We start from the raw sequence: 24,808 nt of genomic DNA on the forward strand, positions 1-24,808 counted from the left end.
TTGTGCTGTCAGCGCGACTTGTGATTGAACGGGCCGTCGTGGTTCAGGTACGGATTCTTCTCCTTCACGCGCCTGCCCCGGCTGGCGGAGAGTCCAACGTCCTCGCGAAGCGCCTTCGGCGCATGCCTGCCCGGCGCGGCGTTGGGCCGTATGTCTTCGATTCCCTGCGCCCACGCGTCGAGCATCCGCTTCGCGATTTCGCGAAAGCCCGGGAACCGGTCCGCGTAGGCGCTCACCTGGGGCGCCACGGCCTGCACCGCACTCGTCACCAGTTCGACGCTTTCATTCATCTCGGCCTTGCTCAGGTTCAGCCGAGCACCGCCGTACGTGCCGAGCAGCGCGCCCGATGCCCATACCCGCTTGCCGGCAAGCGGCAAAGCCGGCAGGTCGTGCTGGAAGCGCGCGTAGGCGGTGACCGTCACCACGTCGTAGACCGGCGCAAGCCGCACATCCGCCGCATTCGTGTAGATCACGGCAAAGTTTTTCAGGTGAGCGTCCGCGTTGCGTAGCGCGAAGTTCAACAGATGGAGCGTGTAGAGTCGCCGCGCGTCTTCCTTGCGACGTTGCCCGCCGATATACGCTCCGCCCAGTTTCGCCAGGTCCTCGAGCGTACCCTTGTACTTGTTGACCGGATCGAGCGGCATCAGCGCGCAGTAATCTTCCACCGCGAGACGGCCGCCCTCCTCCGTGCGATCGAAGCGCCGCAACGCCAGCACCTGACCGTCTTCGGAAAGGATCGCCTCCGGCACATCGAGGCCCGCATAACGAGCGACTTCGAGACACAGATACTCGTTGACCGCGATCCAGGGCAAATCGTCGAAGCCGGTCTTCAGCACGAATTCGTCGGTGATCGCGGTAGCTCGATCGAGCGGACGGAGAAGCGTCTTCGGCATCACGCCGGAAATCCCTTCGCCGATGCCCTCTTCGAGCAGACGCAGCAGATTCTCGCGGGAATCGGTGGACGCCAGCAGCGCGGCCATGTCGGCGCGATTGCGCACGACGTACGGAGACTGCCCGCGCGGCACGACTCTCACGCGGCCCACGCCATTGGCGCCCGTCAGCGCAAGCAGGCCGATGTCGGACACGTCTGCGTGCGGCCCCAGCCGGTCGCGGATCCGATCCTTTCTGTAGCCTTCGGGCAGATTCTGCTGGAAGAACGGATGCAGCGTTTTCCAGACGTAGGACTCCGCGCGGACCGGCATCAGCAGCGACACGAAGCAGTCTGCCGGCACGTCCGGCAGATACGTAAACACGCAGCCGCCGGCCTGCTCGACGAGCGTGCCGACAAGCCGCTCGTCGACGTAGACATCGAACGCGTCGCTGCTCATTCGCGCCGCCGCGGAGTTTTCGACGAGCCCGGCTGAACCGCGCTCGATCGCACACGGCGACGGTCCGTGTCCGCGGCCGGTTGCGGCCCAACGTGCGCGGTTTCAGCGGCAGCATCGTCCAGCGTGCGCTGGTGACCTGCCGGACGCGCATACAGTTCGAGCCCCACCGCATCGAACAGGCTCAGCAGCTTCACAGCGCCGAGTTCCGGCAGGGAACCGTTTTCGAATTGACTCACGCGCGGCCTCGCCACGCCGCTGAGCTCAGCGACCTGATCCTGGGTGAGATTGACAGCGAGACGAGCACGCCTGAACGTCTCGCCGAGTTGCGCAAGGTTCATGTTCCGTATACATAACGTTAAAGCGAAATATGGTGTTAATGTACCATATACGAGACATTGAAGATATCGTAATGTTATGCCTATGATACATTAAGTCGAATATAGACGATAATGTTATATATTTATAACATTATCTCGAACCTGTCCGAATACGATTGCACGAAGCGGCCCGCACGCAGGATCGTCCAGTCAGATCGTAGACAGATCCGCTCCCCAGAAAACACGAACCCCACGTCCTTTCGAACGTGGGGTTCGTAATCGATCCGTCGCTTCCGGCAGACAACCCGGCAACGCACATGGCGAACACGCGCTATCGCATGTGCATTCGCCCGTCAGCGCCGCCGCATCAGGAACACGAACACCTTCTCCTGCATCGAACTCTCGACGATCTCATTGCCCGTCTGCTTCGCGAACGCGGCGAAGTCGCGTTGCGAGCCGGGGTCGGTGGCGAGCACCTTGAGGATCTGGCCGCTCGTCATGTCGGCGAGCGCCTTTTTCGCGCGCAGGATGGGCAGCGGACAGTTGAGTCCGCGCGCGTCCACTTCCTTGTGAATCTGGATCTGCATCGGTGATGACCTTGCGGGAGGCGCCGCTCGCGTGCTGCCGCGACGGCGCCATACTGCACTTACGGGAGGTCAGATTTTACCGCAGCAGCCTCCCGCCCGCCCGACAACCCTCACAGCACCACCGGCAAGCCGCTCTCGAGCGAAGCCCTGAGCGCGCTGCCGATCCGCGTCGCCTCGAGCGCATCGGCAAGCGTCGCGCCGCCGCTCTCGCCGCCGCCCTGCACCGCCGCGACGAAGGCCAGCGCCTCGTGCAGGAACGCCTCCTCGAAGCGGTCGAAGAAGGTCGGCGTGCACTCGCTGCGCGCGCCGTGCTGGTCGAAGATCTCGACGCGGTTCAGCGCCGGCGTGCGGCCGATCGTCATCGCGCCGGCCGTGCCGATCACTTCGCTGCCGCTGTCGTTGCCGTGCGCCATGGTCCGCGACGCGTAGAACATCGCGAGCGAGCCACCCTCGAATTCGCAGATCGCGACGCCGTTATCGACATCGCCCGACTCCCGCAGGCCTTGATGCAGCGCGATGGTACCGGCCGCATACACGCGTTTCGCGCGCGGAAAGCCGAGCAGCCAGCGCGCGACGTCGATATCGTGCACCGTGCAGTCGAGGAAGATCCCGCCCGAGGTCGGCGCGAAACGCACGAAAAAGCCGTCCGGGTCGTTCTTGTCGGTGGTCTGCGAGCGCACCATGAACGGCCGGCCGATCGCGCCGCGCTGCACGCGTTCGAACGCGTCGCGGTAGCTCGGATCGAAGCGGCGCATGAAGCCGATCGTCGCCTGCAGATGCGGACGGCGTGCCGCTTCCGCCACGACGCGCTCGCATTCCGCGACGTCGAGCGACAGCGGCTTCTCGCAGAACACGTGCTTGCCCGCGCGCAGCGCATCGATAATCTGCTGCGCGTGCAGCGCGGAAGGCGTGACGAGCCAAACGGCGTCCACCTCGGCGTCCGCGAGCAGCTCGGCATAGTCGGCATAGAGGCGCGTGGCCGGAAAGCTGTCGCGCGCCCACGCGCGCTCTTCGTCGACCGGGCTGCACGCGGCGGCGAGCACCGCGCCCGGTACGCGGTACGCGAGGTTCTGCGCATGCCGCCGCCCAAGGCGTCCGAGTCCGACAACGCCGACCCTGACCGGCGCCCCGCTCATGCGTGTTCTCCGGCGTTGCCGAGCTTGATCGCGCGGCCCTCGCGCCACGAACGCGTCGCGGCCTCGGCGAGTTCGAGCGCCTTCAGCCCGTCGGCGACGGTCGTGCGCACCGGCTTGCCCTGCGTCACGGCGTCGAAGAAATGCGCGATCTCCAGCGCGTACGCCGCGCGATAGCGTTCCAGGAAAAACGCTTCCGGCACGTCGCTCGACACCGCCGTCTTCGAATACGCGGTCACTTCGGTCGGGCGCACATTGCCGGCCTGCAGCATGCCGTCGCTGCCGAGCACCTCGAAGCGCTGGTCGTAACCGTACGCGGCGCGCCGCGCGGTGTTGATCTGGCACAGCCGGCCGCGCTTCGTGCGGATCGTGACCGCGGTCGAATCGATGTCGCCTGCTTCCGCGATGGCCGGATCGGACAGGCAGCTGCCGGTTGCGTGCAGCGTGTCGGCTTCGTCGTCGAGAATCCAGCGGAAGATGTCGAAGTCGTGGATCAACATGTCCTTGAAGATGCCGCCCGAGTGCTTGATGTAGTCCACCGGCGGCGCGCCCGGATCGCGACTCGTCACGACGAGCATTTCCGGCGTGCCGATTTCGCCCGCCTCGATGCGCGCCTTCACCGCCGAGAAGGTCGGATCGAAGCGCCGCTGGAAGCCGATCATGCACACCACGCCCGCCGCCGCGACCGCATCGGCACAGGCCCGCGCGCGCTCGATCGTCAGGTCGACGGGCTTTTCGCAGAACACGTGCTTCTTCTGCGCGGCCGACTTCAGGATCAGGTCCGCGTGCGTATCCGTGCTGGAGCAGATCACCGTCGCGCCGACCAACGCATCGCCCATCGCGCCGTCGATGTCGGCCACCTGGGCGCCGTGCTGCGCCGCGAGCGACGCCGCCGCGTCGCGGTTCACGTCGACCACGTACTTCAGACGCACGCCGGGCTGGCGCGCAAGGTTCGCCGCATGAATGCGGCCGATGCGGCCCGCGCCGAAAACCGCGACGTCGATCGGCGCGCGCGCCGCGTTTGCTGCTTCAGTCATCGTATCCTCCAGTGTCCTTGACTTCTTCAACGTTGAGTTCGAGCTTGTACGCGAGCGCGATGAAGAGCGCCTGGCACAGGCAGATCGTGCTGGTCAGCGAGCGGAACGCGAACGCGCTCCCCTCCTTCACATAAAGCTGCGCGCTCGCGTAGCGCGCGAGCGGCGAAAGCTGGCTGTCGGTAATGACGATGGTCTTCGCCTGATGATGGTGCGCGATGCGCAGGCAGTACTGCGTTTCCTTGCCGTACGGCGCGAAGCTGATGCCGATCACCACGTCACCCTTCTTCACGCTGCGCATCTGCTCGCGGTACATGCCGCCGAAGCCGGACACGAGGTGCACGCGCTTCGGCGTGTGCTGCAGCGCGTAGACGATGTAGCTCGCCACCGGAAACGAGCGGCGCACGCCGATCACGTAGATGTTCTCCGCCTGCTGCAGCATCTTCACCGCGGAATCGAACTGCGCGTCGTCGAGCCCCGCCTCCAGTTCGTCCAGACCGCCGCGGCACGCAGCCACGAATTCGCGCGCCACCGACCCGCCCGACAGCCGCCCCGGCTTCTCGTCGATCAGCTTGCGGATGCGCTGCTGGTAGCTCGGCGACGACGCGCCCTGACCCGTGTACGCCTGCCGGAACACGGCCTGCAGATCCGAGAAACCGGAGAAGCCGAACCGCTGCGCGAAGCGCACCACCGCCGACGGATGCACGCCGCAGTTCGTCGCGATATCGCTCGTGCGGTCCACCATCACGCTGCCGCGGTTCTGCTCGATATAGGTCGCGACGTTCTTCAGCTGACGCGGCAGCGAGTCGTAGTTTTCCGCGATGCGCTGCATCAATTCCTCGACGCTCGGCAACGCCTCTGTGCCCTCATCCGCCATGGCCATCCCCTCCCTTCAACCATCCTGTTGTCCGCACGCGTAAAAAACCGCGTCGATACCGCATTGATGCAGCGCAAAACCGCGCCCCACAAGGCGCTCACGGCATGCACCGACGTTGCCGATTATAGGCAGCCGCCATGACAAATGGAATGTATTTTCCATTTTTATTTTGTTTGAAATTTCCGTTGCAACGCTGGAAAAGATCGCCTAATCTTTGTCGTGAGCGCGGCGCAAGTGTCGAGCGAGGCACCCCGGCGTCACGTTCATCTTCAATAACGACAGACCGAGAAAGGTGGAGACATGAGACTTTGCAATGGCAAGGCTTCGCTCAGAATGCTGGTTGCCGCGATCGCACTCGCAACCGGCTTCGGGGCCGCAAGCGTGGCTCAGGCAGACGAGCCGCACTTCGTGCTGATCAGCCACGCGCCGGATTCCGACTCGTGGTGGAACACCATCAAGAACGCGATCAAGCAGGCCGACGAAGACTTCGGCGTGCAGACCGACTATCGCAACCCGCCGAACGGCGACATCGCCGACATGTCGCGTCTGATCGAACAGGCCGCCGCGCGCAACTACGACGGCGTGGCCGTGACGATCGCCGACTTCGACGTGCTGAAGAGCTCCATCGGCAAGGTCACCGCGAAGAAGATCCCGCTCGTCACGCTCAATTCCGGCACGGAAGACCAGAGCGCGCAGCTGGGCGCGATCATGCACGTCGGCCAGCCTGAATACGTTGCCGGTAAGGGCGCCGGACTGAAGGCGAAAGCCGCGGGCGTGAAGACGTTCCTGTGCGTGAACCACTACGCGACCAACGCCGCGTCGTTCGAACGCTGCAAGGGCTTCGCCGATGCGCTCGGCGTCGACTACAAGTCGTCGACGATCGACTCCGGCACGGACCCGACCGAAATCCAGTCGAAGGTCAGCGCGTATCTGCGCAACCATCCGGACACCGGCGCGATCCTGACGCTCGGCCCGGTGCCGGCGGCGGCCACGCTGAAGGCGGTGCAGCAGATGGGCCTCGCGGGCAAGATCTATTTCTGCACGTTCGACTTCTCGGATGACATCGCGAAGGCGATCCAGGCCGGCACGATCCAGTTCGCGATCGACCAGCAGCCGTACCTGCAGGGCTACATCCCGATCGCCGTGCTCGCGATCGCGAAGCAGCAGCACACCACCGATCCGATGAAGATCCAGCAGATCCTGAAGGCCAACCCGAAGTTCCAGGCACGCCTGCAGACCTATGCACTGCAGCCGCTGTACGAAGGCCGGAACATCCGCTCGGGCCCGGGCTTCATCACGAAGGACAACATCGACAAGGTCCTGAAGTACGCAGGTCAGTACCGCTGATCGCAAACGGCTGATCCCGTTTCGACAGCAGCAGCCAGTCACTCGCGGTATCGGCAACCGGGCGACACCGGCGGCGCGTCAGCAGCCGTCCGTCGTCGCCCGCCTCACCCGCGCATCAATCTCGACGCCGGCCATGCGCCGGAGTGCGGCCGCGCGCCGCCGTCGGGAATCAAGGAGACATCATGGGCGTAGCCGGTAAACACTTCCCCTCGCACGCAAACGAATCGTCGGACGCGGCCAAAGCCGCGGCACCGGGCGCACAGCCTTCCGACGAACGCGTTCGCAAGGAATCCAGGTTTGGGCATCTGCTGGGCCGCCCGGAATTCGCCGCGATTTCCGGCACCGTGCTGGTGTTCATCGTGTTCGCGATCGGCGCCGGCGACTCCGGGATGTTCAATCTCGATGGCGTGATGAACTGGTCGCAGGTGTCCGCGTATCTCGGCATTCTCGCGATCGGCGCGTGCCTGCTGATGATCGCGGGCGAGTTCGATCTCTCCATCGGTTCGATGATCGGTTTCGCCGGCATGATGGTCGCGATCCCGACGATGTATTTCCACTGGCCGATCTCGGTTTCGATCCTGTTCGCATTCATCGGATCGATGCTGATCGGCGCGCTCAACGGCTATCTCGTGATGCGCACGAGACTGCCCTCGTTCATCGTGACGCTCGCGTTCATGTTCATCCTGCGCGGCCTCACGCTCGCACTGTCGATCATGGTCGCCGACCGCACGATCATCTCCGGCGTCGGCGACGTCGCCGCGGCCGACCCGCTGTCGAAGTTCCTGTTCCAGGGCGTCGCGTTCCACGACCTGTTCCGCTGGCTCGCGCATGTGGGCATCGGCAAGATGCTCGACAACGGCCACCCGCTCGTGCCGGGCATTCCGAAAGTGCTGCTGTGGTGGTTCGCGATGGCCGCGGTGGGCGCGTTCGTGCTCGCGAAAACGCGCTACGGCAACTGGATTCTTGCGGTAGGCGGCGATGCGAATGCCGCGAAGAATGTCGGTGTGCCGGTGCGCCGCGTGAAGATCTGGCTGTTCGTGCTGACCGCGTTCTGCTCGTGCCTGTTCGCCGTGCTGCAGGTGTGCGACATCGGTTCGGCCGCTGCCGACCGCGGTCTGCAGAAGGAATTCGAAGCGATCATTGCCGCGGTGATCGGCGGCACGCTGCTGACGGGCGGCTACGGTTCGGTCGTCGGCGCATCGTTCGGCGCGCTGATCTTCGGCGTCGTGCAGATCGGCATCACCTATACCAACATCAGTTCCGACTGGTTCCGCGTGTTCCTCGGCGTAATGCTGCTGTTCGCCGTGCTGTTCAACCACTACGTGCGCCGCCGCGTCGCGCAATCGTAATCGACCGAGGAGACGACCATGTCCGACACGACTCTCAATGGCCCCGACGAAGCAAGCACGCCCGTCGTCGCGCCCGATACGAGCGGCGAGACGATTCTCGCGCTCGAAAACGTCAGCAAGTTCTTCGGCAAGGTGATCGCGCTTTCAGGCGTCACGCTGAGGCTCAAACGCGGCGAAGTGCACTGCCTGCTCGGCGACAACGGCGCCGGCAAGTCGACGCTGATCAAGACGCTCGCGGGCGTGCATCAGCCCTCCTCCGGCGAATATCTGGTGGATGGCAAGCCCGTCCAGTTCGAGTCGCCGAAAGACGCGCTCGACCTCGGCATCGCGACCGTGTATCAGGATCTCGCACTGGTACCGCTACTGTCTGTAGCGCGAAACTTCTTCATGGGTCGCGAGCCGCAGAAGAAGCTGTTCGGCCTCGTCAACGTGATGGATCTCGAGACGGCCGCCGTGACCGCGCGCGAAAAGCTCGCCGAAATGGGCATTCACGTGCGTGACCCGCATCAGGCGATCGGCACGATGTCGGGCGGCGAGCGGCAGTGTCTCGCGATCGCCCGCGCAATCCACTTCGGCGCGCGCGTGCTGATTCTCGACGAACCGACCGCCGCGCTCGGCGTGAAGCAGAGCTTCAACGTGCTGAAGCTGATTCACAAGGCGCGCGAAAAGGGCATCTCGGTGATCTTCATCACCCACAACGTGCACCACGCGTATCCGATCGGCGACTCGTTCACGCTGCTCAATCGTGGCCGCTCGCTCGGAACCTATACGAAGGACACGATCAGCAAGGACGAAGTGCTCGACATGATGGCAGGCGGCGCGGAAATGCAGAAGATGATCGCCGAACTCGACGGCGCGACGATCTGACGGCGCGCAACGCCCGGCCCTTCTCCAGACATCCAGGAATACACATGGCGATCACCAGTAACTCCACGGGCGCGACGAGCCGCTTCGCGGCGGGCCGCAGCCGCGACATCATCTGCATCGGCCGGCTCGCGACGGACCTCTACGCGCAGCAGGTCGGCGCGCGCCTCGAGGACGTGACGAGCTTCGCGAAGTACCTCGGCGGATCTTCCGCGAACATCGCGTTCGGCTGCGCGCGGCTCGGCTTGAGCTCGGCGATGCTGACGCGCGTCGGCGACGACCACATGGGCCGCTTTCTCACCGAGACGCTTGCCGCCGAAGGCTGCGACATCAGCAACGTGACGATCGACCGCGAGCGCCTCACCGCGCTCGTGCTGCTTGGCCTCAAGGATCGCGACACGTTCCCGCTGATCTTCTATCGCGAGAACTGCGCGGACATGGCGTTCGACGAAAGCGACGTGAACGAGGCATTTATCGCGTCGTCGAAGGCGCTGCTGATCACCGGCACGCACCTGTCCACCGAGCGCGTGAACCGCGCGAGCCGCAAGGCGCTCGACTTCGCGCGCCGCCATCAGGTGCGCACGGTGCTCGACATCGACTACCGTCCGGTGCTGTGGGGCCTGACGGGCAAAGCCGACGGCGAGACCCGCTTCGTTGCAAGCGAAAACGTCAGCGCGCACCTGCAGCGGATGCTGCCGCTCTTCGATCTCGTAATCGGCACCGAAGAGGAATTTCGCATTGCCGGCGGCAAGCACGAGCTGATCGACGCGCTCGCGATGGTGCGTGCGGTGACGCCGGCCACGCTCGTCGTGAAGCGCGGTCCGCTCGGCTGCCAGATTATCGACGGCAACGTGCCCGCGTCGCTCGACGACGTGCCGATCCAGGGCGGTGTGACCGTCGAAGTGCTGAACGTGCTCGGTGCGGGCGATGCGTTCGCATCCGGCTTCCTGTCCGGCTGGCTGCGCGATCAGCCGCTCGACGCGTGCGCGCGCGCGGCGAACGCGTGCGGCGCGCTCGTCGTATCGCGGCACGGCTGCGCACCCGCGATGCCGACGCCCACCGAACTCGAGTATTTCCTGGCCGAAGCCGCCGCGGACCCGCAGCGGATGCGCCGCCCCGATCTCGACGCGAAGCTCGCGCGGCTGCACCGCGTGACGCCCGCGCGCACGAAGCGCGACGAAGTGCTCGGCTTCGCGTTCGATCACCGCAACCAGTTCTTCGAGCTCGTGCAGCAGACCGGCGCGAGCGAAGCGAAGGTTTCGCAGTTGAAGCAGCTGTTCGTGGAAGCGGTTGCGCAGACCGAGCAATCGCTCGGGCTGCAAGGCCGGATCGGCATGCTGTGCGACGACCGCTATGGGCAGGACGCGCTGAACGCCGCGACCGGCCGCGGCTGGTGGATCGGCCGGCCGGTCGAGCTGCCGGGTTCGGTGCCGCTCGTGTTCGATCATGGCCGCTCGATCGGCACGGCGCTCACCGCATGGCCGCGCGAACATGTCGTCAAATGCCTCGTGCAGTTTCATCCCGACGAGCCGATCGAACAGCGGCTCGAACAGGAAGCGCAACTGCGCGCACTCTACGACGCCACGCAGGCGAGCGGCCACGAGCTGCTGCTCGAAGTGATTCCGCCGCGCAACGCCGGGCTGCCTTCGAAGCCGGACACGGTGTACCGCGCGTTGAAGCGTCTCTACAACATCGGTCTGTTTCCCGAATGGTGGAAACTCGAGCCGATGGAAGCCTCGCAATGGCAGGCGATCGACGCGCTGATCGCGGAGCGCGATCCGTACTGCCGCGGCGTCGTGCTGCTGGGGCTTTCCGCAGGCGTCGAGCAGCTGTCGGAAGGCTTCCGCGCGGCGGCCGAGTCGAAGGCGTGCAAGGGCTTCACGGTCGGGCGTACCATCTTCCATGAGCCGAGCCATGCATGGCTCGCGGGTCAGATCGGCGACGACGAGCTGATCGCGCGGGTGCGTCGCACGTTCGAAACGCTGATCGGCGCATGGCGCACGGCACGTGGGAGTGCGGCGCCGGCAGCGTCCGCAGCGCGCCGCCAGGAGGCAGCATGAACCATAGCGTTCTGCAACACGAGTCAGCGCCAGCAGCCGAAACGGATGTCCCGCTGCAACCCGGCGGCACGCTGCGGCTGACCGCCGCCCAGGCGCTCGTCCGCTATCTCGCCGCGCAGCGCGTGCTCGTGGAAGACGGCAGCGGCAAGACCGAGCCGCTCTTCGGCGGCGTGTTCGCGATCTTCGGGCATGGCAACGTCGCGGGTATCGGCGAGGCGCTGTACCAGCATCGTCATGAACTGCCGACGCTGCGCGCACACAACGAGCAGGCGATGGCGCACAGCGCGATCGCTTACGCGAAGGCGCATTTCCGTCGCCGCATGATGGCCGTCACGACGTCGATCGGGCCGGGCGCGACCAACCTCGTCACCGCCGCCGCGCTCGCGCACGTGAACCGTCTGCCGGTGCTGCTGCTGCCGGGCGACATCTTCGTGTCGCGCGCGCCGGACCCGGTGCTGCAGCAGGTCGAAGACTTCCACGACGGCGGCATCTCCGCGAACGACGCGTTCAAGCCGGTGTCGCGCTACTTCGACCGCATCGTGCACCCCGCGCAACTGCTGACCGCGCTGCCGCGCGCGATGCGCGTGCTGACCGACGCCGCGCTGTGCGGCCCCGTCACGCTCGCGCTGCCGCAGGACGTGCAGGCGATGGCGTACGACTACCCGATCGAATTCTTCGAGCCGCGCGTGGTGAACTTCCACTCGCCCGCGCCCGTGATCGACGAGTTGCAAGCCGCCCTCGCCCATCTGAAACGCGCGAAGAAGCCGATGATCGTTGCGGGCGGCGGCGTGCTCTACGGTCTCGCGACGGATGCGTTGAAGCGCTTCGCGCACACGCACGGCATTCCGGTTGCGGAGACGCAGGCCGGCAAGGGCTCGCTCGCGTGGGACGACCCGCTGAACGCGGGCGCGCTCGGCGTCACGGGTTCGCCCGCCGCGAACGCGCTCGCGCACGACGCCGACTGCGTGCTCGCGGTCGGCACGCGTCTGCAGGACTTCACGACGGGTTCGAACACACTCTTCACGCAGGCGGACGTGATCGGCATCAACGCGAATGCGTTCGATGGCCTCAAGCATCGCGCGACGATCGTGCAGTCCGACGCGAAGCTCGCGCTCGATGCGCTGACCGAACGGCTGGAAGGCTGGCGCGCGGACGCAACGTGGACCGCGCGCGGCGAAGCGCTGTCGAAGCAGTGGCGCGACGCGGTGCTCAAAATCACCCAGGCCGAGCCGCGCGAAGGCGTGCTGCCGTACGACGCGGATGTGATCGGCGTCGTGCAGCGTTCGAGCGATACGTCGACGACCGAAGACATCGTCGTCTGCGCGGCGGGCACGCTGCCTGCCGAGTTGCACAAGCTGTGGCGCGCGGGGCAGCCCGGCGCGTATCACGTCGAATACGGCTACTCGTGCATGGGCTACGAGATCGCGGGCGGCCTCGGCGCGAAGCTCGCGCATCCGGACCGCGAAGTGATCGTGATGGTCGGCGACGGCAGCTACCTGATGCTGAACAGCGAGATCGCGACCTCCGTGATGCTCGGCGCGAAGCTCGTCATCGTGGTGCTCGACAACCGCGGCTATGGTTGCATCAACCGGCTGCAGCAGGCGTGCGGCGGCGCGCCGTTCAACAACCTGTTCGACGACTGCGCGCAGGGCCCGCTCGGCGCGCCGTATGTCGATTTCGCCGCGCATGCGCGCTCGCTGGGCGCACTGGCCGAGCACGTCGCGAACGTCGGCGAGCTCGAAGCCGCGATGCAGCGCGCGCGCTCCGCCGACCGCACTTACGTGGTGAGCATCGACACCGACCCGGCCCGCACCACCGACGAAGGCGGCTGGTGGTGGGAAGTCGCGGTGCCGGAAGTGTCGGCCCGCGCGGCGGTGCGCGACGCGCGCGCGAACTACGAAGCCCATCTCGCCGCGCGCGACGAATCCGCTGGCGACATCGACAACGCATGACCTTAGAGCAGCAATCGCAGAGGACATCCGCATGAGCAACTTCGAAGTACGGATCGGCATCAACCCGCTGTCGTGGATGAACGACGACCTGCCCTCGCTCGGCGGCGAAACGCCGCTTGCGACCGCGCTCACCGAGGGCCGCGAGATCGGCTACGAAGGCTTCGAACTCGGCAACAAATTTCCGCGCGAACCGAAAGCGCTCGAAGCGCTCTTCAAGGAGTACGGGCTGTCGCTGGTGTCGGGCTGGTACTCGGGCCAGCTCGCGCATCGCAGCGTCGAAGAGGAAATCGCCGCGGTGGATAAACACCTCGAACTGCTCGCGTACAACGGCGCGAAAGCGATGGTGTACGGCGAAGTGGCGGGCACGATCCAGGGCTCGCCGCGGCCGCTCTATCAGCGCCCGCGCTTCTTCACGAACGAGCAGTGGGACGCGTACGCGAAGAAGCTCGACGAATTCGCGCGCTATACCCTCACGCGCGGCGTGCGCGTCGCCTATCATCACCATATGGGCGCATACGTCGAAACGCCCGCGGACGTCGACAACCTGATGGCGCGCACGAGCGATGCGGTCGGGCTGCTGTTCGATGCGGGGCATATCACGTTCGCGGGCGGCAATGCGATCGAGGTGCTCGAGCGTCATATCGGCCGCGTGTGCCACGTGCACTGCAAGGACGTGCGCCCGACGGTGATGAAGCTCGCGCGCAACCGCAACTGGAGCTTCCTCGACGCGGTGATCGCAGGCGCGTTCACGGTGCCGGGCGACGGCGCGATCGACTTCGCGGGCATCATCGGCCGGCTGAAGCAGCATGGGTATCAGGGCTGGCTCGTCGTCGAAGCGGAGCAGGACCCGGTGATCGCGCAATCGTATGAATATGCGCAGAAGGGTTATCAGACGCTGCGGCGGCTTGTCGATACGCCCGTCGAGGTGCTACTGAACCAAGCGAAGGAGGCGGCATGAGTCTCTTGGTAAAAGCATCGCGCGAAGGCCAGACCATCGCGCGTGTCACGCCGGAAACGGCCGCGTGGCGTTACGTCGGCTTCGCCGCGTACCGGCTCGATACGAACGAAGTCGTGCACATCAACGAGCCGGCGCGCGAAGTGTGCATCGTCGTGCTGTCGGGCAAGGTGGACATCGACACGCCGCAGCACACGTGGGCCGACATCGGCTCGCGCGACAGCGTGTTCGAAGAGACCTCGCCGTACGCGGTGTATCTGCCGCCGGGCACCACGGCGATCGTGCGCGGCAAGCGCGCGTCGGAAGTCGGCGTGGCGAGCGCGCCCGCGAAGGGCGAATTCCCCGCGCGCCTGATCGAGCCTGCGCAGATGAAGCGTTCGGCACGCGGCCGCGGCCTCAATACGCGCTACGTCTGCGACATTCTTCCGCAGACGGAAGCGGCCGAATCGCTGCTCGTGGTCGAAGTGAAGACACCGTCGGGCCATGCATCGAGCTATCCGCCGCACAAGCACGACACGAACAACCTGCCGATCGAAAGCTCGCTCGAAGAGACGTATTACCACCGGCTGAGCCCGTCGCAGGGTTTCGCGTTCCAGCGCGTCTACACGGACGAACGCGACATCGACGAATCGATGGCGGTCGAGGATCACGACGTTGTGATGGTGCCGCGCGGCTATCACCCGGTCGTCGTGCCGTATGGCTACGACTCGTACTATCTGAACGTGATGGCCGGACCGACGCGCGTGTGGCACTTCAAGAACGATCCGAAGCACGAATGGATCATCAACAAGGACGAGTGAAGCGAATTCTGTGGTCTGAGCGGTTGTTGTTGCAGGTCTCCTCGCATCTCCTTTGCGCGTTACGCCGGTAGAGTGCCCGGCGCAACGCGCTTTTTATTTCCATGCGCTTCCATGCGCAGTCGATGCGGCTCAACGCGTGGCCAGATCCACATTCAGCACGCCGTCCTCGCCCATCATCACCTTGCCCTTCGACACATCGCGCCGGTAGCCGTACAGATCGAAATGCATCGACTGCGGTTCGCGGCTGTTGCGGATCAGCGTGCGCGCATTCACGACGAGCGCGTTGAACATCTTCACGTCGCCGGACTCGATCCACACGTAGCTGCTGCCCGCATTAGACGGCGCATGCGCGACGCTCGCGCCGGGCAGGCGCCTGAACGTCAGCACGAGGCCCTCGTCCGTCACTTTCGCGCTGGCCAGGTGCCCTTGAAGCACCGGCGGCGGAAACACCGTGTACTGATCGAACACGAGATCGTTGCCTTCGAGCGCGACGCCTTTGCGCACGAACGGCGTCAGCGACGACAGCGGAATGTCGAGCGCGCGCAGCAGTCCCGCCTGCGGCACACCGAGCACCTTCACCGAAGTCGGCGTGTAGACGAGGTGGCGATCGTCGCGCACGCCGAGCGTGCCGTGCATCGTCGTCGGCAGCCAGACGCCGGGGAAGTGATTCCACAGCTTGATGCCGCCTGTCACCGTGAGGCCGCGGTCTCCCGGCTTCAGATGCAGATCGTTCAGCGAGCGCGGCTGGTAGTCGAGCAGATAGTCGTTGAAGAGCGCGGCCATCGCGGACCATGGTTCGACCACTTCGCCGCCCAGGATGCGGATGTCGTAGCCATCGGGGTTGTCGAGATCGACCGGTTGACCGGGATGCTTCGGCACCATCTGCGCATCGAGCGAACGCACGTGAAAGCCGATGTTGCCCGACACATAGAAGTCGACGTTCTGCACGTGGATCAGCGGCGCGGGGCCCGATGAATGGCGCTCGTCGTCGATTGCGGCGAGGCCGCTCGCGCGCGGATCGAAGCTCGCGGTGTGCAACGACGCGGGAATGTGCCGCCACGTGTCGCGCGCCTCTGCGAGTTCGCTCTGCTGCGCGCGCAGGAAGCTGTCGTTGTAGTGCGCTGATGCGCTGCCGATGCGCTGTGCGGTGGCGGCACTGTTGGCACCGTCACCCGCAAGCGCCACATACGACGGCAGATGCACGTCGAGCGCGCCCGCTTCGTCGAACGTGAAGTAGCCGGCGGCCATCTGCTCGCGGTAGTGATACAGATCGAGCACGAACGGCGTGTTCGCTTTGCTCGCATCCGGCTTGTCGCTATCGAGCGGCGTGATCGCGAGATCGACATTCATCGGAATCGAGCGCATGAATTTCACGTCGCCGCCCAGCAGCAGCATGCCGCGCTCGGGCATCGTCACCGGCCAATGAATCGCGGGGAGCGTGTGATCGTCGAGCGTGAAATTCACGCCCTGCGGCGTCACGTCGATGCGCGTAATGCTCATCTTGAGCGCCGGCGGCGGTGTGAGCTTCGCGACCTGCATCACCACGTCGTCGCCATCGAGCTTCGCGATCGGCGTATCCACCTTCAGCAGGTCCGACATTTTCACGTGCGCGGCCTGCATCAGCTTGTCCGCGTCGACGCCCGCCACTTCGGTATGGGTCGGATGGAACACGAGTTCGTCGGCATTGCGCATCGCGAGCGTGCCGGTCAGCACGATCGGCACCCACGTGCCGCGATGCATCTCGCCCGTCATCCGCACCACGCCATCGCCCGGCGTCACGCGCATGTTGCGCAGCGGCGAGCCTTCATACTGGAACAGATAGCGGTTGAAGATCGCGGTGAGCTTCGCGGCGTCGAGCGTCACTTCGCCGCGATGCACATCGATCGTCACGCTCGTCGGATCGTCGAAGACCGCCGGGTCGCCTGGCTTCACCGGCACGAGCGTCGCCGCCATCCGGTGAATATAGAAACCGATGTCGCCGGTCACGCGGAAATCGACGTCGCGCGCGAACATCATCGAGCCGTTCAAGCCCGAGTCGCGCAACGTCAGTGGGCGGGTACGCTGCAACGTCATGCCGCTCGACTGCGGAATGCGCGCGGCGATCTGCTGTTCGGCCGCGAGTTGCTGCGCCTTGTCGGCTTCTATTTTCGGGCGTGCGCCGACGTCGCTCGCGGGCAGCGCTGTTGTCGCGGAAGCCGATGCGAGCGGCGTCGCGCTCGCAGGCGTGGCTGCATCCGGATGCGCAGCAGCGTCGGTGTTGCTGCTGGAGCTCGCGTTCACGCAGCCGCACAGCAGCAGCGCGGAGGCGACCAGCGCGATTGCGCGGTTCGCCCGCACGCGTGAACGGCGGCCGCGTATCCGCACTGCGTCCGCTTCCGCCGGAACGGAAGCGGACGCCCACGCGGAATCGCGAGAAACGCACTCGTGGTGCTCGTCGTGCATCATGTCTCCTCCTGATGTCGTCGCGTCTTTGCGCACAGGATGGCCAACCGTTCGTCGCGCATGCCGGCAACGCCTCCCTGAAACCCGTTGCGGCAAGTCTGATTGTCATCATTCGCGGCCGCGATGCCGACAACATTTCTGGAGGACGCCTACCAAACAGGCAAGCGTTTGAATGAAACACGCGCTTGCTGTGCGGAGCCGCGATGCGCCTGTGTGGAGCGGCATCGGAGCGATGCTTTTCAAACAGCACAATTTCGGGGGTCGTGAGATGGCCCGGCGGAATTCGTGAAAACGCGGCGCGTCAGCCGACGCCCAGCCATTCCGTGACGATGTCGCCGCGCTGCCGCAACGCGGCGAAGCTGCCGTCGAACACGATGCTGCCGTGTCCCATCACCGCGACGCGATCCGCGAGATCCTGCGCGAGCGCGAAGCGCTGTTCGATCAGCAGCACCGCGACGCCGCGTTCGCGCAGCGTCCGCAGCGACTGCGCGAGCTGGGCGATCACCTGCCCCGCGAGTCCTTCCGCGGGTTCGTCGACGATCAGCAGATCGGGCTGGCCGAGCAGCGCGCGGGCGAGCGCGAGCATCTGCTGCTCGCCGCCTGACAGCACATCGGCGCGTGTGTTGCGCCGCTCGCGCAGCGCGGGGAACAACGCGAACGCGTCGTCGAACGTGAAGGATGCGCGCGGCGGCGTGTGCTCGCGTGCCGTGGTTGCGCCGAGCTGCAGGTTCTGCCGGACCGTCAGCGCTGGAAACACGTCGCGATGTTCCGCGACGTAACCGATTCCGCGCCGTGCCACTTCGAACGTACGCATTCCATCGATCGGCTGGCCCGCAAAACGCAGCGTGCCTTCGGTGCGCACCAGCCGCATCACCGCTTTCGCGAGCGTCGAGCGGCCCGAGCCGTTGCGGCCCGCGAGCGCGACGATTTCGCCCGCGTGGATGGCGAGATTCACGCCGTGCAGCGCCTGGCTCGCGCCGTACCACGCGCACAGGTCATGCAATTCGAGCAGCGGCGGCGGCGTCATGATGCGAACGCCTCGCCGAGGTACGCCTCGCGAACCCGCGCGTCCGCGCGGATCGCAGCGGGCGTGCCGGTCGCGATCAGTTCGCCGCGCACCAGCACCGAGATGCGGTCCGCGAGCGCGAACACCACGTCCATGTCGTGCTCGACCATCAGCAGCGTGCGGCCCGCCGTCGCCTCGCGGATCAGTTCGATTGCGCGCGCGGCTTCCGCGCGGTTCATGCCGGCCGTCGGCTCGTCGAGCAGCAACGTATGTGCACCGCCCGCGAGCGCCAGGCCGAGGTCGAGCGCGCGTTGCCCCGCGTAGCTCAGCGAGTCCGCGCGCGTATCGCGCTCTGTGGACAGACCAATCGCATCGAGCACGTCGAGCGCGCGGGCATCGACCGCATCCGAACCGAGCCAGCGCCACCACCAGCGCAGATCGCGCCTGAGGCCTGCAAGCGCCGCGCAGCGCAGATTGTCGAACACGGACAGTTGCGTGAACACGCTGGTCGTCTGGAAGCTGCGCGCGATGCCGCGGCGCGCAACCGCCGTTGGCGTAGCGCGCGTGATGTCGACGCCATAGGTTTCGATGCGGCCCGCGCTCGCGCGCAGCGTGCCGGCGATCAGGTTGAAGAGCGTCGACTTGCCCGCGCCGTTCGGCCCGATCAGCGCATGCCGCTCGCCCGGCTCGACGACGAGATCGACGCCGCGCAGCACGTCGGTTGCGCCGAAGTGTTTGCGCACGCCACGCAGTGCGATCGCGGCGGTCATCGTGCGGCTCCGTGGGCGCTCACGTCCACGTCGGCGCGGCTCGCCGCAGCGACTTCGATGCGCGCCCAGCCGCGGCCGCTCGCTTTCGCTGAGTACCAGCCCGCCGCTGCGAACATCGCCGCAACGAAAGGCGGCGCGCAGGCCGTTAGCGCGGGTGCGGCGAGTACCGGCAACCACTCGCTGAACGGAGACGCAACGCCCTGCGCACTCGCAAGGCGGATTGCATAGAGCCACTCGACGGCCAGCACCGTCGCGAGCAGCCACGCCGCGAGCGCGAGCATGCCGCACAGCACCGGGCCACTACACGCGCGCACGCCATACGTCGCGATACGACGTGTATGGCGACGCATGAAGCCCGCGATGCCATCCGGTGCCCCCACTACGATGACGATGAACAGCAGCCCCAGATAGCACGGCCATGCGGTCGTCACACTCGCCGCCGCGACGCTGCAGAACGTGAATGCGATTGCGCCCGCAATCGGTCCGAAGAACGACGCGGTGCCGCCGATCACCGTCGCGAACAGCACGGCGCCCGAGCGCGCGATGCCGACGCTATCGGTCGACACGAGCTCGACGTTGATCAGCGCGAGCGTGCCCGCCACACCCGCGAAACCCGACGCCCACACCAGCACCGCATACCGCACGCGGCGCGGATGCCAGCCGAGCGCGGCCGCGCGCACCGGGTTGTCGCGCACGGCATTCGCGAGCCGGATGAACGGCGTGCGCGACAACGCGTACAGCGCTACGGTCGACACGACGCACCACACCGCGATCAGCCCGTACGCGGCGCGCGGCGAACCGAACAGCGCGTTCATCGCGACGCCGGACGTGCGGTCGATCGGCACGCCTGCCGTGCCGCCGAACCAGTCCGGCAACGACCACGCCGCCGCGGAAACGAGTTCGCCGATGCCGAGCGTGATCATCGCGAACGCAGTGCCCGCGCGACGGGTTGCGATCGCGCCGAGCAACGCGCCCGACAGCGCCCCGCCCACGCCGCCGATGACCGGCAGCAACGGCAGCGGCAAACCGATGCGAGCGAACACCTGCGCCGCGATCAGCGCGCCGAGCCCCGCATGCGCGGCATGACCGAACGACAGCAGCCCTGCTTCGCCGAGCAGCAGGTTGTACGACAGCGCGAACACGATCATCGACGCGGTCTGCGCGAGATACGCGAGGAGCCACCCGTGCGTCGATACGACAGCGGGCACGAACAGGAACGCGACGAGCGCGAGCCACGGCAGCAGCAGCCGGGCGCGCGAAGGCGCGTTTGCATCGAAGGTCACGCCCGGCTCGCGCATCGGCGTCGCGCGATTCGCACCATCCGCGCTGTGACCGAAGAGACCGCGCGGCCGCGCCGCGAGCATCGCGACCAGCAGCACGTACGGCACGAGCGGCGCCAGTTGCGCGAGCGTCAGCGCGGCCCAGCGGTCGGGCAGATCGGCGCCGAGCGCCGCGGCAAACGAGCCGAGCGATACGTCGCTCGCCACCGCGAAGGTCTGCAGGCAGCCCACCAGCAGCGAAGCCGCGAGCGCGCCACCGAGCGAGCCGAGTCCACCCACCACCACCACGACGAACACGATCGGACCGACCGATTCCGCCATCGCGGGCTCGATCACGAAGAGCGGCGCGCCGATCACGCCGGCGAGCGCGGCGAGACCTGTGCCGATCGCGAACACCAGCGTGAACACACGCGGCACGTCATGCCCGAGCGCTTCGACGGCCGCCGGATGCGTGAGCGCCGCGCGCACGATGAGGCCCGTCCGCGACGTGCGCAGCACGAGATACAGCAGCGCGAGCATCGCGACGGCCACCAGCATCACGAACGCGCGATAGCGCGAAAACGCCGCGCCGTAGACCGTAAAGAGCGGGCCATCGAGCAGCGGCGGAATCGCGGCGCCGAGCGAACTCAAGCCCCACACGAGCTTGACCGCCTCGCCGATCAGGTACGCGGCGCCGAAGGTCAGCAACAGCTCCGCGAGATGGCCATGCGGACGCACGCGACGCAACAGCCCGCGTTCGAGCGCAGCGCCCAGCAACCCGACCAGCACAGGTGCAATCACGAGCGCCGCCCAGAAGCCGCCGCGCGCGGCGACCGCATAGCCGACGTACGCGCCGAGCATGTAGAAGCTCGCATGCGCGAAGTTGAGCACGCCGAGCATGCTGAAGATCAGCGTGAGCCCCGCGGACAGCATGAAGAGCAGGAGTCCGTAGCTCACGCCGTTCAGCAGATTGATGACGAACGACTGCATCGTGAAGGCGCCCCGCTAGACCGCGACGCGCGTCATCCGGCGACGGCGATCGGCGCAAGCGCCGCGCGCAGCGGCTCGGGCAGCGGCACCGGCCGGCGCGTCGCGCGGTCTACGTACACGTGCACGAAATGGCCCTGCGCCGCGGGCTCCGCTTCGCCTTCGCTGAAGAGACCGATCTCGTAGCGCACGCTCGACGTGCCGAGCTTCGCGACCCGCAGCCCCGCGTCGACGACCTGTGGAAACACCAGCGGCGCGAAGTAGTTGCACTGCGTCTCGACCACGAGCCCGATCGTGTCGCTGCGCTCGAAATCGAGCACGCCCGAGCGGATCAGATACTCGTTCACCACCGTATCGAAGTAGCTGTAGTACACGACGTTGTTCACGTGACCGTAGACGTCGTTGTCCATCCAGCGCGTGGTGATCGACAGGAAGTGGCGATAGGCCATGCGCGGTATCAGGTTCGGCTTGTTCATCGTGCGGGCGTGGGTGGCGTCGGGGCTTCGGTTGTTGCTCGGTGGTTGTTTAGAGCGATTCGGTCAGCATGCGCCGGTAGTCGTCGGCTGAGGCTTCGCGCGGGTTCGTCTTGTGGCAGTGATCGGCGAGCGCGCCCTGAATCACCTTGTCGAACACGCTTTCGTCGACGCCCATCTGCCTGAGGCCGGTCGGCAACCCAAGGCGCGCGGCCATGTCGAAAAGCGCCTGCGGCAGGTCCGCGTTGTCCGACAGATTCATCACGCGGCGCATCCGCGCATAGCGGCGGTTCGCGACCACCGCTTCGGCGCTCGCGTTGAAGCGCAGTACCGCGGGCAGCACGACGGCATTCAGCGTGCCGTGATGCAGCGACGTGCGTCCATTCACCGGCACGCCACCCAGCGGATGCGACAGCGAATGCACGCAGCCCAGGCCCTTCTGGAACGCCATCGCGCCCTGCATCGATGCGCTCATCATGTTGAGCCGCGCGTCGCGGTCGCTGCCGTCCTGCGTCGCGCGTTCGATGTTCGCCCACGCGCGTTCGAGGCCATCCAGCGCGATGCCGTCCGCGGGCGGATTGAAGGCCGGCGCGAGAAACGTTTCGATGCAGTGCGCGATCGCGTCCATGCCGGTAGCCGCGGTGAGCTGCGGCGGCAGGCCGAGCGTCAGGCCCGGGTCGCAGATCGCCGACTTCGGCAGCAGATGCCACGAGTGAAAGCCGAGCTTGCGACCGTCGTTGAGGATCACGATCGCGCCGCGCGCCACTTCGCTGCCGGTGCCGGACGTGGTCGGCACGGCGATCAGCGGCGCGCACGCATCGGTGATCTTGCCGCTGCCGCCTTCGATGGTCGCGTACTGGGTCAGCGCGCCTGGGTGGGTAGCCGCGATCGCGACGCCTTTCGCGAGATCGATCGACGAGCCGCCGCCCACCGCGACGAGTCCATCGCAGCCTTCATGTCGATACCGTTCGACCGCGGCCAGCACCATCGCCTCGGTGGGATTCGACGGCGTGTCGTCGAACACCGGCACGTCGCCGAGCTTCAGTGCCTCGACAGCACGCGCGGCGAGTCCGGCGGCCACGACACCCTTGTCCGTGATCACGAGTGGCCGGCGCATGCCGACGCGCGCGCATTCCGACGGCAATTGCGCGAGCGCGTCGAAGCCGAGGTGGGTGTGCGTCAGGTAGTAGATATAGGCCATGTCGATGCTCCGTCTCCGTGTGCATGCGTTGCCGGTTCGCGCGGTTGCGTTTTTGCTCTTCGATTGGCTGCGCTCTCGCTATTTTCATTGCCCCGGCCGTTCGACAAACTCGAACGGCAACCCGCGCCTGCGCATCCATTCGCCGAGCGCCTGGCCCGTGCCGGCTTTCCACGGCCGCAGCTTCGCGGGTTCGACGAGCCGGTATTCGAGCAGTTCGGGCGACAGCGCGATCGTGCCGTGCGCGCGCACGTGGTACGCGATGATCAGCTCGTTCTTGCGGATGAATTCGTACACGCCGATCAGCTCGACCGACTCCGCGTGCAGCGAGGTCTCCTCGAGCACCTCGCGCGCGACGCCCTGCTCCGGCGTCTCGCCGTTTTCGAGGAAGCCGGTGATCAGCGCGAACATGCCCTCGGGCCACGCGGCATTGCGCGCGAGCAGGATGCGGCCTTCGTACTCGACGATCGCCGCGACCACCGGCAACGGGTTGTTCCAGTGCACATACCCGCAGGTCTCGTCGGGGCACGCACGGCGCAGCCGGCCGCCTTCGTGTGCCGCATCGGCACGGTCGACGAGCGGCGTCGAGCAGCGTGGGCAGAACTGGTAATCGCTTTGGGTGGGGAGGGGTGTGGACACGTGCGCAGATCCGCTGACCGGGAAGCGGACATTCTAGTGCGGCGGCGCGCCGCTCGCTTGCGGGAACGCTACGCGGTGTGCTCGCGAGGCGATGCGCCACGGCCGCCGCGCGTAACCAGCACGAGCGCGACGGCGCCCGTCGTAAGCGCCACTGCGGCCAGCCACAGCGCTGGCGAGAACGAGCCCGTATGAGCAGCAACGGGCGCGGCGATCAGCGGCCCGGCGATCTGCCCGATGCCATACGCGGCGGTCGCGTAGCCCATCAGCCCGGCCGCGCGCTCGCCGTGCAGACGGCGCGCCTCGCGCATCGCGAACAACGTGATCGCGGTGAACGGCAGGCCGATCAGCACGCTGCCGCAGGAGAAGCCCGCGGCAGTCGGCGCGACGATGCCGATCGCGATCCCGACGGCCTGCAGCACGTAGCTGCCCGCGAGCAGCAGCCGGTTGTCCCAGCGCACGGGCAGCCGCGCCGCGCAGATCGCGCCGACGATCTGCGCGACGCCGAACATCGGCCAGAACAGGTCCGGCCAGTGCGAGCCCGGCAATGCGGCGCGCGCGATCACCGGCAGGAAGGTCGCGGTGATGATGTAGCCGAAACCGGGAATGCCATAGAGGAGGATGAGCCGGATGGCGTCGCGGCGAATGTGCGGATGGTTGTGGTGTTCGGCTTGCGCTGGCTGCTTCGAAGGCGCCGAGGGTCCGGCAGAAAACGCATGCGGCGCGGCATCGAAAACTTTCCACACGCACACGGCCAGCAGCAGCGACACGACGCCGAAGCCGAGCCAGCCCACGCGCGCGCCATAGCCGCCTGCCACGCTGACGAGCACGCCGGTCACGACGATCCCGACGCCCGGCCCCGCGTAGATGACGCCGCTCCAGCCGTGCGCGTCGAGCGACGCGAGCCGCCGCAGTCCCCATTGCGAAGCGAACACGAACGTCCATGCGCTGACGACGCCCGCGGCGAAGCGGATCGCCATCCACAGCGCGAACGAACTGGTGGCGCCCATCGCGAGCAGCAGCAGCGCGGTGGCCGCGAGGCCGACGCGGATCATCCGCGCGGGATCGACCCGCAGCGCCGCGCAACTGACCGCGCCGACGAAGTAGCCCGCGTAGTTCGCCGATGCGAGCCAGCCGCCTTCGCGAAGGTCGACGACGCCCGCATGCAGCATCAGCGGCAGCAGCGGCGTGAACGCGAAGCGCCCCGCGCCGAGCGCGACCGCCAGCACCACCAGACAGCCGAGCGCGGCGCGCGCGGCGCCCCGGTGCGCTGCCGCGCCGGGCTCCACCGGCCGGCTGCGATGCCTGCTCTTCGAAGACGCGGTCTGACTCATCGAATCATCCAGAAAGAAGATGGAAAGGATCCTGTGCGGTGAAGCAACGGGCTGACCCAACAACCCACTTACGATCGTAACCGCCGTTGTCAATCATGAA

Annotated in this window: 21 protein-coding genes and 1 pseudogene; 7 read left to right on the top strand and 15 right to left on the bottom strand. The window is 66.5% G+C overall.

Annotated elements, in window-relative coordinates:
- Positions 1-8 precede the first annotated feature (8 nt).
- The 6 genes from DVS29_RS11595 to DVS29_RS11620 form a co-directional block, all read right to left on the bottom strand.
- Positions 9-1,328, bottom strand: coding sequence for a type II toxin-antitoxin system HipA family toxin (locus tag DVS29_RS11595; RefSeq protein ID WP_118180613.1), 1,320 nt, complete (start codon positions 1,326-1,328; stop codon positions 9-11).
- On the bottom strand, positions 1,325-1,666 hold the full coding sequence (locus DVS29_RS11600; RefSeq protein WP_118180614.1) for a helix-turn-helix domain-containing protein: 342 nt from the start codon (positions 1,664-1,666) through the stop codon (positions 1,325-1,327). The genes DVS29_RS11595 and DVS29_RS11600 overlap by 4 nt, the downstream gene beginning before the upstream one ends.
- A gap of 332 nt (positions 1,667-1,998) precedes the next feature.
- Positions 1,999-2,226 carry a sulfurtransferase TusA family protein gene (locus tag DVS29_RS11605; RefSeq protein WP_118180786.1) on the bottom strand — a complete coding sequence of 76 codons (228 nt, stop codon included), beginning with the start codon at positions 2,224-2,226 and terminating at the stop codon, positions 1,999-2,001.
- A 116-nt stretch (positions 2,227-2,342) separates the two neighbouring features.
- Positions 2,343-3,368 carry a Gfo/Idh/MocA family oxidoreductase gene (locus DVS29_RS11610; RefSeq protein ID WP_118180615.1) on the bottom strand — a complete coding sequence of 342 codons (1,026 nt, stop codon included), beginning with the start codon at positions 3,366-3,368 and terminating at the stop codon, positions 2,343-2,345.
- The gene (gene iolG / locus DVS29_RS11615; RefSeq protein ID WP_118180616.1) at positions 3,365-4,402 is read right to left on the bottom strand and encodes an inositol 2-dehydrogenase; all 1,038 of its coding nucleotides are present in this window, start codon (positions 4,400-4,402) and stop codon (positions 3,365-3,367) included. Before iolG ends, DVS29_RS11610 begins: the two co-directional genes overlap by 4 nt.
- A complete protein-coding gene (locus tag DVS29_RS11620; protein WP_118180617.1) occupies positions 4,395-5,276 on the bottom strand; it encodes a MurR/RpiR family transcriptional regulator in 882 nt (293 codons plus the stop codon). Before DVS29_RS11620 ends, iolG begins: the two co-directional genes overlap by 8 nt.
- Positions 5,277-5,576: 300 nt before the next feature.
- Here DVS29_RS11620 and DVS29_RS11625 point away from each other — a divergent pair, with 300 nt between their 5' ends.
- The 7 genes from DVS29_RS11625 (at position 5,577) to iolB (ending at position 14,603) form a co-directional block, all read left to right on the top strand.
- Positions 5,577-6,623, top strand: coding sequence for a sugar ABC transporter substrate-binding protein (locus DVS29_RS11625; protein WP_118180618.1), 1,047 nt, complete (start codon positions 5,577-5,579; stop codon positions 6,621-6,623).
- A gap of 182 nt (positions 6,624-6,805) precedes the next feature.
- The gene (locus DVS29_RS11630) at positions 6,806-7,972 is read left to right on the top strand and encodes an ABC transporter permease (RefSeq protein WP_118180619.1); all 1,167 of its coding nucleotides are present in this window, start codon (positions 6,806-6,808) and stop codon (positions 7,970-7,972) included.
- An 18-nt stretch (positions 7,973-7,990) separates the two neighbouring features.
- Positions 7,991-8,839, top strand: a complete 849-nt coding sequence (locus DVS29_RS11635) for an ATP-binding cassette domain-containing protein (protein WP_240655553.1) — start codon at positions 7,991-7,993, stop codon at positions 8,837-8,839.
- A 44-nt stretch (positions 8,840-8,883) separates the two neighbouring features.
- On the top strand, positions 8,884-10,896 hold the full coding sequence (locus DVS29_RS11640; protein WP_118180620.1) for a bifunctional 5-dehydro-2-deoxygluconokinase/5-dehydro-2-deoxyphosphogluconate aldolase: 2,013 nt from the start codon (positions 8,884-8,886) through the stop codon (positions 10,894-10,896).
- Complete coding sequence (gene iolD / locus DVS29_RS11645) at positions 10,893-12,848, top strand: 3D-(3,5/4)-trihydroxycyclohexane-1,2-dione acylhydrolase (decyclizing) (RefSeq protein ID WP_118180788.1); 1,956 nt, start codon at positions 10,893-10,895, stop codon at positions 12,846-12,848. Before DVS29_RS11640 ends, iolD begins: the two co-directional genes overlap by 4 nt.
- A gap of 31 nt (positions 12,849-12,879) precedes the next feature.
- Positions 12,880-13,806 carry a myo-inosose-2 dehydratase gene (gene iolE / locus DVS29_RS11650; RefSeq protein WP_118180621.1) on the top strand — a complete coding sequence of 309 codons (927 nt, stop codon included), beginning with the start codon at positions 12,880-12,882 and terminating at the stop codon, positions 13,804-13,806.
- Positions 13,803-14,603 carry a 5-deoxy-glucuronate isomerase gene (gene iolB, locus DVS29_RS11655; protein ID WP_118180622.1) on the top strand — a complete coding sequence of 267 codons (801 nt, stop codon included), beginning with the start codon at positions 13,803-13,805 and terminating at the stop codon, positions 14,601-14,603. Before iolE ends, iolB begins: the two co-directional genes overlap by 4 nt.
- 129 nt (positions 14,604-14,732) lie before the next feature.
- On the opposite strand, the gene DVS29_RS11660 is transcribed toward iolB, so the two are convergent.
- From DVS29_RS11660 to DVS29_RS11700, 9 genes and pseudogenes are all read right to left on the bottom strand, one after another.
- On the bottom strand, positions 14,733-17,048 hold the full coding sequence (locus DVS29_RS11660; RefSeq protein ID WP_240655554.1) for a hypothetical protein: 2,316 nt from the start codon (positions 17,046-17,048) through the stop codon (positions 14,733-14,735).
- A 298-nt stretch (positions 17,049-17,346) separates the two neighbouring features.
- Positions 17,347-18,072, bottom strand: coding sequence for an ABC transporter ATP-binding protein (locus tag DVS29_RS11665; protein WP_118180623.1), 726 nt, complete (start codon positions 18,070-18,072; stop codon positions 17,347-17,349).
- A complete protein-coding gene (locus DVS29_RS11670) occupies positions 18,069-18,821 on the bottom strand; it encodes an ABC transporter ATP-binding protein (RefSeq protein WP_118180624.1) in 753 nt (250 codons plus the stop codon). Before DVS29_RS11670 ends, DVS29_RS11665 begins: the two co-directional genes overlap by 4 nt.
- Entirely contained in the window at positions 18,818-20,119 is a 1,302-nt protein-coding gene (locus DVS29_RS11675) for a branched-chain amino acid ABC transporter permease (protein ID WP_118180790.1), read from the bottom strand. The genes DVS29_RS11670 and DVS29_RS11675 overlap by 4 nt, the downstream gene beginning before the upstream one ends.
- Before the next feature lie 21 nt (positions 20,120-20,140).
- Positions 20,141-21,070: pseudogene (locus DVS29_RS11680) on the bottom strand (branched-chain amino acid ABC transporter permease); the annotation flags it as partial.
- 32 nt (positions 21,071-21,102) lie between these two features.
- Complete coding sequence (locus tag DVS29_RS11685) at positions 21,103-21,543, bottom strand: acyl-CoA thioesterase (RefSeq protein WP_118180625.1); 441 nt, start codon at positions 21,541-21,543, stop codon at positions 21,103-21,105.
- A gap of 49 nt (positions 21,544-21,592) precedes the next feature.
- Positions 21,593-22,741 (bottom strand): iron-containing alcohol dehydrogenase, encoded by a 1,149-nt coding sequence (locus DVS29_RS11690; protein WP_118180626.1) that lies wholly within the window; start codon positions 22,739-22,741, stop codon positions 21,593-21,595.
- Positions 22,742-22,825: 84 nt separating this feature from the next.
- Positions 22,826-23,377, bottom strand: a complete 552-nt coding sequence (locus tag DVS29_RS11695) for an NUDIX domain-containing protein (protein ID WP_118180627.1) — start codon at positions 23,375-23,377, stop codon at positions 22,826-22,828.
- Positions 23,378-23,445: 68 nt separating this feature from the next.
- The gene (locus DVS29_RS11700) at positions 23,446-24,708 is read right to left on the bottom strand and encodes a YbfB/YjiJ family MFS transporter (protein WP_118180628.1); all 1,263 of its coding nucleotides are present in this window, start codon (positions 24,706-24,708) and stop codon (positions 23,446-23,448) included.
- Positions 24,709-24,808: the final 100 nt, after the last annotated feature.

This window comes from Paraburkholderia phosphatilytica (genome assembly GCF_003443895.1).
Lineage (GTDB): Bacteria > Pseudomonadota > Gammaproteobacteria > Burkholderiales > Burkholderiaceae > Paraburkholderia > Paraburkholderia phosphatilytica.

Coding starts and splice junctions, on each gene's coding strand:
- DVS29_RS11595 (WP_118180613.1), bottom strand. CDS start 1,328: ATGAGCAGCGACGCGTTCGATGTCTACGTCGACGAGCGGCTTGTCGGC.
- DVS29_RS11600 (WP_118180614.1), bottom strand. CDS start 1,666: ATGAACCTTGCGCAACTCGGCGAGACGTTCAGGCGTGCTCGTCTCGCT.
- DVS29_RS11610 (WP_118180615.1), bottom strand. CDS start 3,368: ATGAGCGGGGCGCCGGTCAGGGTCGGCGTTGTCGGACTCGGACGCCTT.
- iolG (WP_118180616.1), bottom strand. CDS start 4,402: ATGACTGAAGCAGCAAACGCGGCGCGCGCGCCGATCGACGTCGCGGTT.
- DVS29_RS11620 (WP_118180617.1), bottom strand. CDS start 5,276: ATGGCGGATGAGGGCACAGAGGCGTTGCCGAGCGTCGAGGAATTGATG.
- DVS29_RS11625 (WP_118180618.1), top strand. CDS start 5,577: ATGAGACTTTGCAATGGCAAGGCTTCGCTCAGAATGCTGGTTGCCGCG.
- DVS29_RS11630 (WP_118180619.1), top strand. CDS start 6,806: ATGGGCGTAGCCGGTAAACACTTCCCCTCGCACGCAAACGAATCGTCG.
- DVS29_RS11635 (WP_240655553.1), top strand. CDS start 7,991: ATGTCCGACACGACTCTCAATGGCCCCGACGAAGCAAGCACGCCCGTC.
- DVS29_RS11640 (WP_118180620.1), top strand. CDS start 8,884: ATGGCGATCACCAGTAACTCCACGGGCGCGACGAGCCGCTTCGCGGCG.
- iolD (WP_118180788.1), top strand. CDS start 10,893: ATGAACCATAGCGTTCTGCAACACGAGTCAGCGCCAGCAGCCGAAACG.
- iolE (WP_118180621.1), top strand. CDS start 12,880: ATGAGCAACTTCGAAGTACGGATCGGCATCAACCCGCTGTCGTGGATG.
- iolB (WP_118180622.1), top strand. CDS start 13,803: ATGAGTCTCTTGGTAAAAGCATCGCGCGAAGGCCAGACCATCGCGCGT.
- DVS29_RS11660 (WP_240655554.1), bottom strand. CDS start 17,048: ATGATGCACGACGAGCACCACGAGTGCGTTTCTCGCGATTCCGCGTGG.
- DVS29_RS11665 (WP_118180623.1), bottom strand. CDS start 18,072: ATGACGCCGCCGCCGCTGCTCGAATTGCATGACCTGTGCGCGTGGTAC.
- DVS29_RS11670 (WP_118180624.1), bottom strand. CDS start 18,821: ATGACCGCCGCGATCGCACTGCGTGGCGTGCGCAAACACTTCGGCGCA.
- DVS29_RS11675 (WP_118180790.1), bottom strand. CDS start 20,119: ATGCGCGAGCCGGGCGTGACCTTCGATGCAAACGCGCCTTCGCGCGCC.
- DVS29_RS11685 (WP_118180625.1), bottom strand. CDS start 21,543: ATGAACAAGCCGAACCTGATACCGCGCATGGCCTATCGCCACTTCCTG.
- DVS29_RS11690 (WP_118180626.1), bottom strand. CDS start 22,741: ATGGCCTATATCTACTACCTGACGCACACCCACCTCGGCTTCGACGCG.
- DVS29_RS11700 (WP_118180628.1), bottom strand. CDS start 24,708: ATGAGTCAGACCGCGTCTTCGAAGAGCAGGCATCGCAGCCGGCCGGTG.